Origin of the sequence: Streptomyces sp. NBC_00029 (assembly GCF_045160505.1) — a bacterium.
Taxonomy (GTDB): Bacteria; Actinomycetota; Actinomycetes; order Streptomycetales; family Streptomycetaceae; genus Streptomyces.
The window spans coordinates 7,617,818-7,631,196 of record NZ_CP108292.1 but is presented as its reverse complement, the minus strand read 5'-3'; the positions used below and the strand labels follow the sequence as shown (position 1 = coordinate 7,631,196).

The 13,379-nt window shown below is 69.5% G+C and carries 10 protein-coding genes and 1 pseudogene; 3 read left to right on the top strand and 8 right to left on the bottom strand.

The window, feature by feature from the left end; genetic code table 11:
• Positions 1–104: 104 nt before the first annotated feature.
• From OG753_RS35170 to OG753_RS35150, 5 genes and pseudogenes are all read right to left on the bottom strand, one after another.
• Positions 105–408 (bottom strand): annotated as a pseudogene (locus OG753_RS35170) (STAS domain-containing protein).
• Between the two features lie 120 nt (positions 409–528).
• On the bottom strand, positions 529–933 hold the full coding sequence (locus OG753_RS35165; RefSeq protein ID WP_327265823.1) for a CBS domain-containing protein: 405 nt from the start codon (positions 931–933) through the stop codon (positions 529–531).
• 46 nt (positions 934–979) lie between these two features.
• Positions 980–2,497 carry a DEAD/DEAH box helicase gene (locus OG753_RS35160; RefSeq protein ID WP_405791407.1) on the bottom strand — a complete coding sequence of 506 codons (1,518 nt, stop codon included), beginning with the start codon at positions 2,495–2,497 and terminating at the stop codon, positions 980–982.
• A gap of 324 nt (positions 2,498–2,821) precedes the next feature.
• A complete protein-coding gene (locus tag OG753_RS35155; protein ID WP_030722003.1) occupies positions 2,822–3,025 on the bottom strand; it encodes a cold-shock protein in 204 nt (67 codons plus the stop codon).
• Positions 3,026–3,409: 384 nt separating this feature from the next.
• Positions 3,410–3,760, bottom strand: a complete 351-nt coding sequence (locus OG753_RS35150; RefSeq protein WP_327265821.1) for a MerR family transcriptional regulator — start codon at positions 3,758–3,760, stop codon at positions 3,410–3,412.
• Between the two features lie 762 nt (positions 3,761–4,522).
• Between OG753_RS35150 and OG753_RS35145 the strand changes: the two genes are divergently transcribed.
• Together OG753_RS35145 and OG753_RS35140 are read left to right on the top strand one after the other, a co-directional pair.
• Positions 4,523–5,743, top strand: a complete 1,221-nt coding sequence (locus OG753_RS35145) for a phospholipase D-like domain-containing protein (RefSeq protein WP_405791406.1) — start codon at positions 4,523–4,525, stop codon at positions 5,741–5,743.
• A gap of 607 nt (positions 5,744–6,350) precedes the next feature.
• On the top strand, positions 6,351–6,506 hold the full coding sequence (locus OG753_RS35140; RefSeq protein WP_327265820.1) for a DUF6131 family protein: 156 nt from the start codon (positions 6,351–6,353) through the stop codon (positions 6,504–6,506).
• Between the two features lie 662 nt (positions 6,507–7,168).
• On the opposite strand, the gene OG753_RS35135 is transcribed toward OG753_RS35140, so the two are convergent.
• Positions 7,169–8,731: a multicopper oxidase family protein gene (locus OG753_RS35135; protein ID WP_405791405.1), complete on the bottom strand. Its 1,563-nt coding sequence runs from the start codon at positions 8,729–8,731 to the stop codon at positions 7,169–7,171.
• A gap of 451 nt (positions 8,732–9,182) precedes the next feature.
• Between OG753_RS35135 and OG753_RS35130 the strand changes: the two genes are divergently transcribed.
• Positions 9,183–11,543, top strand: coding sequence for an arylsulfatase (locus OG753_RS35130; protein WP_405791404.1), 2,361 nt, complete (start codon positions 9,183–9,185; stop codon positions 11,541–11,543).
• Between the two features lie 188 nt (positions 11,544–11,731).
• On the opposite strand, the gene OG753_RS35125 is transcribed toward OG753_RS35130, so the two are convergent.
• Positions 11,732–12,625: a hypothetical protein gene (locus OG753_RS35125; RefSeq protein ID WP_405791403.1), complete on the bottom strand. Its 894-nt coding sequence runs from the start codon at positions 12,623–12,625 to the stop codon at positions 11,732–11,734.
• A 289-nt stretch (positions 12,626–12,914) separates the two neighbouring features.
• Positions 12,915–13,346, bottom strand: coding sequence for a cupin domain-containing protein (locus tag OG753_RS35120; RefSeq protein ID WP_401254870.1), 432 nt, complete (start codon positions 13,344–13,346; stop codon positions 12,915–12,917).
• Between the last annotated feature and the right edge of the window lie 33 nt (positions 13,347–13,379).

The window sequence follows — 13,379 nt, the reverse complement described above, 5'->3', positions numbered from 1 at the left end:
CGCCGGAGCCCGAAAGGTTGCCGGGCACCCGCCGGGATCCTCTCGGTGACGTTGGCGGCCGGGTCACACGTCCCGAACGGGCACCTCCTACGGCACCGGCGCCGTCAGGGACGCCTGGTGGCCGGTCGGTGTGCTGTGGCCGTGCCGACGTCGGGGTGGATGGTGAAGATCCGGTCGAGGCCGACGATGCGCAGGATGCGGATCGTGTTGTCGGGGACCGCCGCCAGGGCGATGTCCGCCTGGGCCGCGACAGCGTGGTTGCGGCGACGATGCGGGCGGTGATGCCGCTGGAGTCACAGAACCGTATGCGCAAGAGGTCCAGGACGAGGCGTTGTCCTGGCTCCAGACTGAGCTCTGTCACGGCCTGTCGAAGGCGGAGGCCTGGTCGTGGTCGAGGTCGTCGGCGATCCGGTCATCCTGTTCATCGGTCTGGAGCGTCAGCACTGCCGACACAGTCGGGGGTGGGCCCGCGCCGGTCCCGTCGGTCAGCGGGGCGCCGAGGGAACGGTCCGACCGCGGTGAGACGCTTCAGCGTGCAAGGGCGAGGACGCCCAGGGCACTGCCCTGTTCGTCGACGACAGGCAGGGCATCGAGCCGGCGGTAGCGCATCGCGTGCTCGGCTTCGGCCATCGTGGTGAGGGGCGAGGTGGACGGTCCGCGGTCACCGAGAACGTCGCGCAGCCGGATTCGGTCCGTGTACGCGTCGCCGTCACGGACTGCCGCGAGCTGAGCCGGGGTCACCAGACCGGCGCACAGGCCGTCCTCGTCGCAGACCAGCAGATGTCCCGCGCGAGCACTGGCCATGACGGACAAGGCCACTTCGACCGTCATGTCGTCACAGACCTGCGGCCCGGCGGCCTGCATGGCATCGACCACCGCCTGGTGCGCAGGGTTGGCACTCACCGAGCGGAACTGCATCTGGACCAGCGTCAAAACGTGCCTCCTGCAGAGATGGGTCAGTTTCCTGATCGCGTGGTTCTCAGGCCGCAGCCGCGTTGAAGGCGGACCGGCGCACATTCAAGCGCCGGGCTGCCGAAGCGGGGCCGCGTCGGCTGCGGGAGGCCGCGCTGCGCTTGGGCCGCTCGGACACCGGCGCGGTGATGGTGACCGGGATGCCGGAGGGGGTCTGGGCGCCGGTGATCCGGCTCAGCGCTTCCTCACCCGAGCGGACCTGGGTGGTCTGCGGAACGATGCCGGCGGCGGCCATGAGGCGGGTCATGTCGCGGCGCTGGTGGGGCGTCACGAGGGTGACGACACTGCCGGACTCCCCGGCGCGGGCGGTACGGCCACCGCGGTGGAGGTAGTCCTTGTGGTCGGTCGGCGGGTCCACGTTGACCACGAGGTCGAGGTGGTCGACGTGGATGCCGCGGGCGGCGACGTTGGTGGCGACCAGGACGGTGACGTGTCCGGTCTTGAACTGGGCAAGGGTGCGGGTGCGCTGCGGCTGCGACTTCCCGCCGTGCAGGGCGGCGGCCCGGACACCGCTGTTCAGCAGGTCCTGGGTCAGCCTGTCGACGGCGTGCTTGGTGTCCAGGAACATGATCACCCGGCCCTCGCGCGCCGCGATCTCCGTCGTCGTGCGGTGCTTGTCAGCCCCGTGCACGTGCAACACGTGGTGCTCCATCGTGGTGACGGCACCGGCCGAGGGATCCACCGAGTGCACGACGGGGTCGGTCAGGTAGCGGCGCACCAGCAGGTCGACGTTGCGGTCCAGGGTGGCGGAGAACAGCATCCGCTGGCCTTCGGGGCGCACCTGGTCGAGCAGCGCGGTGACCTGCGGCATGAAACCCATGTCGGCCATCTGGTCGGCTTCGTCCAGGACGGTGATCGCGACCTGGTTCAGCCGGCAGTCCCCGCGGTCGATGAGGTCCTTCAGCCTGCCCGGCGTGGCGACGACGACCTCGGCGCCGGCACGCAGCGCGCCCGCCTGCCTGCCGATCGGCATCCCGCCGACGACGGTGGCCAGGCGCAGCTTCACCGAGCGGGCGTACGGAGTGAGCGCGTCGGTCACCTGCTGCGCCAGCTCACGCGTCGGTACGAGGACCAGGGCGAGGGGCTGGCCGGGCTCGGCGCGCTGTCCGGCGGTGCGGGCCAGCAGAGCGAGGCCGAAGGCCAGGGTCTTGCCGGAGCCGGTGCGGCCACGGCCGAGCACGTCGCGGCCCGCGAGGGTGTTGGGCAGGGTGGCTCCCTGGATCGGGAACGGCACGCTCACACCCTGCGCGCCAAGGGCGGCCAGCAACTCCCCGGGCATGTCGAGGTCGGCGAAGGCCTCGGCGGCAGGGAGGGCAGGAGTGATCGTCTTCGGCGGGGCGAACTCGCCCTGCACCGCGGCGGGCCGTCGGCTGTAGCCGCCCGAACGGCTCGGACCGCCCGAACGGCTCGGGGCGGAGGTACCGAAGCGGCTGCCCCGGCCTGAACCGGCAGCGGAACCGAAAGCGGGGCCACCGGTGCGGCTGCGGGTACGAGCGGAGCGGTTGTTCGTACGTACGGGGTTCATTCAGAACCTTCCTTGATACGGCGCGCATCAAGGAATTCCGGCAGCAGAAGAACAGCGCGGGGAATCGCAAGAACGGGCCGAATGGGATGAGAAAGCGAAGCCGGCCGCAGGGAGTCCGTGCGGGCGCCGCTGTGAAAATGGGTGACGCTGGACGTGAAATCCCCGAGATCGACTCGGGTGCAGGTCCGAAGAGGTCCGCGTGCCGGAGCAGCGCCTCAGGGTGGTGAGGGGGCATCCCGCAGGTGAACCCACTGCGGGAGATGCCTGCAGCTGGGGCCCGCACCCCGAAGGATGCGGGCCCCAGCTACGAAGTGCGCGTCAGCGTCAGGCGGGAACGATATTCTCGGCCGTCGGACCCTTCTGGCCCTGCGCGATGTCGAAGGTGACCTTCTGGCCTTCAGCCAGCTCTCGGAAGCCCTGGGCGGCGATGTTCGAGAAGTGGGCGAACACGTCGGCGCCGCCACCGTCCTGCTCGATGAAGCCGAAACCCTTTGCCGCGTTGAACCACTTCACGGTGCCAGATGCCATGTCAGATCTCCTTTGGGGCAGTACAGCGGAATCCGCATTGCACGGACACCGTGTCGCCGCGATGATGCCCCGCCCGGAAAATGACCCGGAAATACGAAGCACTCCCATAGGGCCCGGAGACCGGCTGGAGGCACTTGAAGTTTTGGGAACCACGACTGCAACTGAGATCGACAATAGCATGCCGTAGCGGTCTGCGTACGAATACCAATTCACCGTGGTCGCCGCGCTAAAAACCCTCTCCGCATGGACCGCCAAATCCTTGCATCGCGGTGACAGATATTGGCAGCCCAGGCGCAACGCTCTTTTGAACAGAGGGATACGAGCACCACCGCGCCCCGACACACGGGGGTGCGCGGCCCACCGGGACCGGCGGGCTCGCCCACCTCAGACCGCGGTCGGCGGGCCGGACGACGCGGCGGCGCGGCGGTACACGGCATTGAGGCGCTGGGCTTCCTCGAGCTGGTCCTCGAGGATGACGATGCGGCAGGCGGCTTCGACGGGGGTTCCCTGATCGACGAGTTCCCGGGCTCGGGCCGCGATGCGCAACTGGTAGCGGGAGTAGCGGCGGTGGCCGCCCTCGGAGCGGAGCGGCGTGATCAAGCGGGCTTCGCCGATGGCACGGAGGAAACCCGGGGTGGTGCCGAGCATCTCTGCGGCACGGCCCATGGTGTAGGCGGGGTAGTCGTCGTCGTCCAGGTGGCCGCCGAGCGGGCCTGTCGGATTCTCTGCTGTCATTGCACCTCTCTCTGAAACGCATGGAGGGGCCCTGGTGCCGTACGGCACCAGGGCCCCGAGGGAACTTCTACACCATCTGCCGGCATCAGTTCCGAGCCGGCCTTCTGTTTCCGCATGCCCGACTTGAACGATGCCGGGGGTGCGGGGATCGCGGTTGCTTGACCGGAGACCACCTCACTGTCGATGCCCTGCGGTACCCGGGCTCAGGACTTCCGCCCGGGCGATCCTGATGGCGCGGTTCCTCCGTTCTTTCCTCGGTGATCAACCTGCTTGCTGCGTCAACTGCGGCACTGCTCATGGCGGCCCCTGATCACCGCGGGCCACCCGGTCCGGTATCAGCCCCGTCGCCCTGCTGCAACAACCCTGGCTTCGGAGCTCCACCACCGCACCGTCCTGCGAACTGCGCTTGCGGGTACCACGCCCGGCAGTTCATCTCTGCCGGGCCCTGCTGTCTCTCTGGGCTACGAGAGAAACCATAACCAGGTCACCACCCAATGTCTACTCTGGCCAACATAGATTTTCGCGTGTTCGACGGATAGGGAATCGGTCTCGAACAGCTACGGTGGCAGGCGGGAAGCCCGGACCGGGGCCGCGGGCAGCGAGGACCGGCCCGCGAGAGACAGCACCGCGGCCCGCTCAGCGCCGTAACCGCGCGACGAGGGGAGACCCGCACCCCTTCCTGGTCTGCGGCTGTGTACAGTCGGCTCGCCCCGGCGGCTGCCGGACGTGTGGGGCGGCGTCCCCGACCGGTCAGGTGGAGTCATGACAAGTGCAACCAGCGGGTCACGACTGCCCGGCGGAACGACGGTCGCCCCGGCGCTGTCGGTGGCCGAGCGCAAGCAGCGGATGCGGCGCCGCCTCGAGCGGCTGATCGGCATCGCCGCCACCGAAGGAAACTCGTTGCTCGCCCTGCGCAACGGGGACGAGATCTTCACGGCGATGCTCGACAGCGTCCGCGCCGCCGAACACACCGTCGACATGATGACGTTCGTGTACTGGCGCGGCGCGATAGCCCGGCAGTTCGCCCAGGCGCTGGCGGACCGGGCCCGAGCGGGCGTCCGGGTGCGGCTGCTGCTGGACGGCTTCGGCAGCCGGCTCATCGAGCAGGACCTGCTCGATCTGATGGAGGACGCCGGCGTCGACGTCGCATGGTTCCGCAAGCCCCTCTACCTCTCCCCGCTCAAGCAGAACCACCGCTGCCACCGCAAAGTGCTCGTAGTCGACGAACAGACGGCGTTCACCGGCGGAGTCGGCATCGCCGAGGAATGGTGCGGCAACGCCCGCAACGAGAACGAGTGGCGCGACACCCACGTCCGGCTGCGCGGCCCCGCCGTGGACGGCGTTGCCGCCGCTTTCGCGCAGAACTGGGCCGAGTGCCACGGCACCCTCTTCGACGACCGGGACCGCTTCACCGAGCACGCGCCGCAGGGCGGGGCGGTGGTGCAGGTGGTCCGGGGATCGGCCAGTATCGGCTGGCAGGACATGCAGACCCTGATCCGGGTCGCCATCGAATCCGCCCAGCATCGCTTCCGCCTGTCCACCGCCTACTTCGCCCCGGACGTCTACTTCATCGAGCTGCTGTGCGCGGCAGCACGCCGGGGCGTCGAGGTCGAGATACTCCTGCCCGGCCCCCACACCGACAAGCGCGTCTGCCGGCTGGCCGGTCAGAACTTCTACGCGGACCTCCTCGCCTGCGGGGTGAAGATATTCGAGTACCAGCCGACGATGATGCACGCCAAGGTCATCACCGTCGACCAGATCGCGGCACTCATCGGCTCGACCAATTTCAACCGTCGCTCCCTGGACCACGACGAAGAGGTCATGCTCGCTGTCCTTGACGAAGACTTCACCGCAACGCTGGACCGCCACTTCGACGAGGACGTGCAGGCCAGTGAGCCGATGGATCCAGCACGCTGGAACGGGCGCTCTGCGGCGCAACGTCTGCGCGAGCTTGCGGTCACCCCCATCCGCCGGTTCCTGTGACTCCCGCACGGTGCCGGAAGGCGCCCACACTCCGGCACCGCCCATAGCAGAACCGAACCTTCTACCCTGCCACCGTCCGCCGGGTTCATCCCTGACGGGGACGGCCGGTGTGGGACAGAAGCAGCCAGGCACACCTCGCCTGCAGTTCGTCTGTGAGGGTGCTCCGAGGTGGGGGCCCCGCACGCCCGGGTGGGACCGGTTCAGGCTGACGGCGGCGGCCTCGGAGTTCTCCTGCAGCTCGTCATCGGGGTGGATCTGTTCCTCACGGCCGATGCCCGGACGGTGGCGCTTGGCACGGTGGCCCCCGGCACCCGTGTCGTCCTCCGCCGTGCCCGAGCACTGGACAACGGCATCGTCCGCCTGCTGCCGGGCCTCACGGTCACCGCTCTCGCCCACGGCCTCGGACGGCGTGGTCCGCCGCGCGGTGCCGGTCGGTACCTGCGCACGCTGCTCCCACCGCGTGCCGAACGGGCAGGCCGGGGCCGCGTCCCGGTCATCCGCGGGCGACTCCGCCAGTGCGGCGTAACGCCGCCCCCTGGCATAGCACGCCAACAGTGCCGGACGCGCCTAGGCTGAAAGGAGAGTCACAGCGAAATCGGAGGTGCCCATGATCATCCTCGGCGTCATTCTCCTGGTCATCGGCTTCGTCGCAGGAATCAGCATCCTGTGGACCATCGGCGCCATCCTCGTCGTCATCGGAGTCATCCTCTGGATCCTGGGCGCCGTCGGGCACTCGGTCGGCGGACGCAAGCACTACTGGTAACCGTAGGAAATGGAGATAGGAAGGGGCAAAAACCAAGGAACCGAAGACCCGGCACCGAACGGCGAGGGATTCCTCGTCCAGCACCCACTCGCGATCGGATCGCCGCTCCTGGGTCATGCCCGAGCTGACGGCGCAGTCGGGCCTGCAGGACTTCGTAGCCTTCGAGGACCGGCTGGCACTCCGCTCCTCCGTCGGCACCACGCACCCTCATCGGCTCTTTCTCGTGGACCTGCACAGGCCCGCCAGACGCGCTGCCAAGGAGTGCCGCCCACTCAGGCACCGTCCGAGAGGGCCGACCGATCAGTGGGCCAGTCGTCAGGATGAGGGCCGTCCGAGCATGTCTGCGGGCCCGGACCGCCCCAGTGCGGACCGCACGTGGCGACAACAGCCGGAACCATCCTGGACCTGACAGAGCCCGGCCGGGGTGACTACGGGCTCCGGCCGGGCTCTGCGTGGGCTGCGTCGGAACGCGGTGGGATCGACTGCCCCTCTCCCACACCCCTAGGTCGTCTCTTTCGGATCTTGCTCCCCCAGCTACCGCTGGGAGGTGCCCCCAGGCCCGCGTCGCCCGGCACCGCACCTCGCCGCAACGGCGCTCCTCCGCCTTGCGATGCACGGCACCGGACGACGTGGGCCGACCGACAAGATCCGAAAGAGACGACCTAGTGCTGGTGTGAGCCGGATGCGGGCGCGGGCTTCGGGGTGGCCGCCGGCCGGCCCGGGTCGACCACCACGAACTGGCCCATCATGCCCTTGTCCTCGTGGTACAGCAGGTGGCAGTGGTACATGTATGGGGTATCCGGGTCCGCGGGGCCGTCGAAGCGCAGTGCGATGCGGACCGTCGAACCGGACGGGATGAAGACGGTGTCCTTCGGCCCGCGCAACGGCGGGGGCGGGGCTGCGCCGTTGATGTCGAGGATGCGGAACTGGACGTCGTGGACGTGGAAGTTGTGCGGCATCCCGTCGTTGTTGCGGAGGGTCCAGGTTTCGGCCGTGCCGCGGGTGACCGTCTCGTCCACCCTGGACATGTCCATCTTCCGGCCGTTGATGCCGGACATCTTGAGCTCGAAGAAGCGGCTGCGGGCCGACTCCTCACCGGTGGGGAGCGCCGCTGCCACCAGTGCCCGCGGCAGCTCCGTCGACGGCCTCAGGGTGGGCGCCGCGCGCAGCTGCATCACGTCGAACGAGTCGTCGCCGCCACCGAAGCGCTGGTTCCAGAAGTCCAGTCCGGCGTCCAGGGGGTAGGAGCGAAGGACCCTTTCCTCGCCCGGCTGCATCCGTATGACGATCTCCGCGCGCTCCCCCGGCGACAGGCGCAGGTGATCGGTCGAGTACGGGGCTTCGAGGAGGCCGCCGTCCGAGGCGATCTGCCGGAACGCACGGCCGTCGTCGAAGCCGAAGGTGTAGACGCGGGCGGTGGAGGCGTTCAGCAGGCGCAGCCGGACCAGTTCGTCCTGGACGGCGACGTACGGGTCCAGCGTGCCGTTGACCATCGTCCGGTCGCCGAGGAAGCCGACGTTGCGCATCAGTTTGTGGTCGTGGTCGAGCTTCGCGCCGTCGAAGGTCACGTCCTGGACGATGACCGGGATGTCGTCGACCCCGTACGTCTTGGGCAGGGGCAGGGCCGCCGACTCCGCGTCGTCCAGCAGGAACAGGCCCGCGAGGCCGCGCCGGACGTGCGTCTCGGTCGCACCGTGCGGGTGCGGGTGGTACCAGAGGGTTGCGGCCGGCTGCGCGATCGTCCACTCGGGGGCCCAGCTACCGCCCGCCGGCACCATCTGGTGCGGGCCGCCGTCCATCGCGGCGGGCAGATGCATGCCGTGCCAGTGGACGGTGGATTCCTCCGGCAGGGTGTTGACCACCCGCACCCGGACCTTCTCGCCCTTCGCCGCGCGGAGGGTGGGGCCGAGGTGGCTGCCATTGAAACCCCAGGTGGGGGTCCTGGTCCCGGCGGTGAACTCGGTCTCCCCCGCCTGCATCCGCAGGTCGAAGACGCGGGTCCCGTCCGCCTCCACGGTGGACCCGGCGAGGGGCGGCACCACAAGGGCGTTGCGGAAATCCACCGCGCCGACGGTGGACACCTTGGCTCCGGTGTAGAGCCGGGTAAAGAGCGCTCCGACGACAAGGGCGAAGCCCACGAACAGCGCACCGAGGATCAGCAGCGTCCGCCTCCAGCGCGGTATCCGAGGCTGGCCGCCGGCCCCGTTGTTCCCATTTTTCGACATGCCCATGACGCTATGGACGGTGCTCGCGCCCCACATCGGGGACCGACCCGGGGCCGCCCCCCACACCGCCCCCGAGTCGGTTCAGGGGCGCGGGCCCGAATGCGGGCCCGGTGCTCGACCTTCGAGGAGCGCCCAGCCGAGCAGGAGTAGCGGCAGATTCGGCGCGAGCGCCGTAATGAGAGAGCCGTGGTGAGAGAGCCGTGGTGAGAGAGCCGGCTTCGTAGATGCGGTAGCCGATCAGGGTGCCGTCCCGTGGCAGGGACCGGACGGCGCAGCCCGGTCGCCGGGGTGACGGTGGCGTCTTAGCGTGGAGGAGTTCGGGCCTGCCCCGGTCCGACGGCCTGCGTCGTCTGCCCCGTCATCCTGTGCCGCGGCACGGCTCGATCTCGGGGCCGGCCGCACAGCCGCACACACAGCACCGGTGCTCGCACCGATGGTGGGACGGAGACACATGGCGCAGTCGTCGTGGAGTGAGTACCGGCCGGGGCAGCGGTTCCCGGGGGTGATCGGGCGGACGACCGAGGAGTCGAGTCCGGCGTGGCCGCAGCCGGTGCGGGCGGTGGCGGGTGCGCCGAACGTGCTGTTCATCGTGCTCGACGACACGGGGTTCGGGCAGTTCGGCTGCTACGGAAGTCCGATCGAGACACCGCATCTGGACGCGCTGGCCGCGGGCGGGCTGCTGTACAGCAACATGCACACCACCTCCCTGTGCTCGCCGTCGCGCTCCTGCATCATCACGGGCCGCAACCACCACGCGAACGGCATGGCGGCGATCACGGAGCTGGCCACCGGCTACCCGGGCTACGACGGGCAGATCCCGTTCGAGAACGGGTTCCTGTCGGAGATGCTGCTGCAGCACGGCTACAACACGTACATGGTCGGCAAGTGGCACCTGACGCAATCGGAGCAGGAGTCGGCCGCGGGCCCGTACGACCGGTGGCCGCTGGGGCGGGGCTTCGAGCGGTTCTACGGGTTCCTGGGCGGGGACACGAGTCAGTGGTATCCGGACCTGGTGTACGACAACCACCAGGTCGAACCGCCGGCCACGCCGGAGGAGGGCTACCACCTGACGGAGGACCTGGTCGAGCGGGCGATCTCGTTCATCGCCGACGCCAAGCAGGTCGCCCCGGACAAGCCGTTCTTCATGAACCTGTGCACGGGTGCGGCGCATGCCCCGCACCATGTGCCGAAGGAGTGGGCGGACCGCTACCGGGGCCGGTTCGACGACGGCTGGGACGCCTACCGCGAGCGCACCTTCGCCCGGCAGAAGGAGCTCGGAGTGGTGCCGGCGGACACGCAGCTGTCCCCGCACGATCCGGACGTGCCCGCGTGGGAGGCGCTCACGCCCGACGCGCGGCGCCTGGCCGCACGGATGATGGAGGTCTACGCCGGGTTTCTCTCCCACACCGACCACCACCTCGGGCGGCTGCTGGACTTCCTGAAGGAGACCGGCGAGTTCGACAACACGCTGATCATGGTGGTCTCCGACAACGGTGCGAGTCCCGAGGGCGGCGTCACCGGCACCACCAACGAGCTGCAAGCCTTCAACAACGCGCCCGAGGCGCTGGAGGAGAGCTTGTCGCGGATCGACGAGATCGGCAGCCCGACCACGTTCAACCACTACCCGTGGGGATGGACGTGGGCGGGCAACACCCCGTTCCGGCGGTGGAAGCGGGAGACCTACCGCGGCGGCGTCAGCGACCCCTTCCTCGTCCACTGGCCGGCCGGCATCCGGGCCCGCGGTGAGGTCCGCGGTCAGTTCGCGCACATCATCGACATGGTGCCCACCGTCCTGGACGTCCTCGACATCGAGGCGCCGGCGACCATCCGGGGTGTCACCCAGTCGCCCCTGCACGGGGTCAGCTTCGCCCACACCTTCGACGACGCTGCGGCGACGAGCCGCCACCACACCCAGTACTACGAGATGTTCGGGCACCGGGCGATCGACCACGACGGGTGGCGGGCGGTCTGCCCCTGGCCCGGCCCCTCCTTCGCCGAGGCCGGGCGGCCTTTCGGCGCCCCGATCACCATGGCGGACCTCGACGACCTCGACGCCCATCACTGGGAGCTCTACCACGTCGACCAGGACATCGCCGAAACCCGGAACCTCGCCCAGGAGCACCGCAGCAAACTCATCGAGATGATCGCCCTGTGGTACATGGAGGCCGGCAAGTACAACGTGATGCCGATCGACGGCAGTGCCTTTGCGCGCCTGCTGACCGAGCGCCCGCAGATCACCGAGAACCGGACCAGCTACACCCTGCGCCCCGGCACCCAGTCCCTGCCCGCCGCGGTCGCCCCCCGTGTCCTCAACCGCCCGCACAGTGTCACCGCCGACGTCGAGATCCCGCCCGGTGGCGCGGAGGGCGTCCTGATCAGCCAGGGCACCAACGCCGGCGGCTGGTCCCTCTACGTCAAGGACGGCCACCTCCACTACGCCCACAACTACGTCCAACGAACCCTGCACCACGTCGCCTCCGCCGAAACCGTGCCCGAGGGGCGGCACGCGCTGCGCTTCGAGTTCGAGCCCACCGGCGCCCCCGACATCGCCCGCGGCAAGGGAGCGCCCGGCCGCGCACAGCTCTACATCGACGGCCGCCTGGTCGGCGAGAGCGACATGCCGGTCACCACCCCGGTCACGTTCAATCCCGGCGGCATGACCTGCGGCACCAACCCGGGATCGGCCGTCACCCCCGACTACCGGGCACCGTTCCGCTTCACCGGCACCCTCCACAGCGTCACCGTCGACCTGTCCGGCGACCTCATCGTCGACGCCGAGAGCGAGATGCGCATGCACATGGCCCGCCAGTGAGCGGGCCGTACCGTGGACCCGCCGGTCGCCGCCGAGTCCATGCATGGCCAGGTTCCAGAGAGCCCGACTTGCTCAGGCCGAAAGGGCCGTGAGCCTCTGTTACCACCCGCCTGCACCTGCCGCGATGCAACTGCGGGAACCCGAGCCTGGGCCCGCTGCCACAAGGCATCCGACCGTTCCCTCCCCCGTCAGGGGCAGGCTCCGGCCGGCTCATCGTGGACGAGGGCGCAGACCATCTGTGCGCCGCGCCGGTGATCCGGGTACTTCGCGAGCAGCTCGGCCTTGAAGTCGTTCCACTGGCGCGTGATCTCGGCGGTGGCGCCGGCCGTCGCGTGGCGGAAGTTGTCACCCGTCTTGGAGCGGGGCGATGCGGCGGTGTCCTTGTTCAGGGCACGGTTGTGGGTGACGCGCCCGTCACAGTCGGCTGGCTTGACCCCGGTGGAATCGATGTCGGTGTAGCAGCCGGTGGCGAGGTCCGCAGGGACACGCTCACGCGCGTCCCGGGTCCAGTCGGCGTCCTTCATGCCGCTGTAGCGGCGGATGTCGAGGAACGGTGCGACGTCCGTACGCTCCAGACCGGGCGGGTTGTCGAGGCCGACCGGGCCGGGCGCGGGCCGGTCGCTCCAGTTGGAGTGCGCATAGAAGTCCTCGATCTGGTGCCAGCCGCGGCCGAGCTGTTCGAGGACGGCGCACTTGGCCCGCCCGGGCTTCCCGTCCCACGTGCAGCGCGAGGACAGGTCGCTCTGGTCGGCCCGCACCTTGCCGTCGGCGTCGACGAGGCCGTCGGCGGCCTCGACCGCGTTGCGCAAGCGGGTGACGGAGGTGCGGATACACGCGAGGAGCTCGGTGGTGGCCTCGTCCCGGGTACGGGGGTAGTCGGAGGCGTAGCGGGGCGCAAGATAGTCGGCGTTGTCGCAGTGCAGGGGGCCGACGTCGAAGTACGGGGGGTGGTCGTTGGCGTTGATCGCCCCGGCGCGGGCGTCAGCCATCTCGGTCAGTGTGACGGGCTCCCAGGGCAGTGCGACCCGGGTGATGTCCTCGTGATTGTCACCGGTGAAGGCGTGGGCGGGGCCGATCGGCACGATGGCCAGAACGGCCGTCAGGAGGGCCGGGAGAGCCGTACAGGACGTTCGGCGCAGGCCGGGCGGCATCGGGCGTCGACGGATCCCGGAGCTCTCCTGGCCGGCACCCATACGGGAGCCGCTCGACGGGGATCCCGGTCCGACGCCGGACGCGGGGCCCCTCGCACGCCTCTCCGGCCGCGGGAGTACCACCATGCCTCCATGCTGCGCGTCCGCACCCAGCACCGCATTCGTTGTCTCTTTCACGGCCCTGAAATGCGTCACTGAACGCCGCCCGTCACTTCGAGGCTCAGCCGGCCCCGACCGGCATCGGGGCGATCCGGGCCTCCAGCCAGGAGGGCAGATCCAGCAGCCGGACGCCTTCCTGTTCTTCTGGATCGGTGCGTGCAACCAGGCACACCATGTCCTCGGCTCCGGTATTGACGGGCATGTGGGGCGTGTCCGCGGGGATGTGGATGTAGTCCCCCGCGCGCAGTACGACGTGTTCGGCCAGGTCTTCCCCGTGCCAGACCTCGACCTGCCCGGACTGGATGAAAATGGCCGACTCGTGCCCCTCGTGCAGGTGAGGGCGCCCCCGCGTCCCCGCCGGCATCACCAGCCGGTGCAGACACAACCGCTCCGCGCCCGCCGACTGGGCGCTGATCCCCGCCCCGAAAGTGCCACCCTGGATGCCTTCATACGTGCCGGTCCGCACGACCGTGCACTGCTTCTGATCTGCCATGCGGGCAGTACACCAGGCAGCCGACGGCGTACG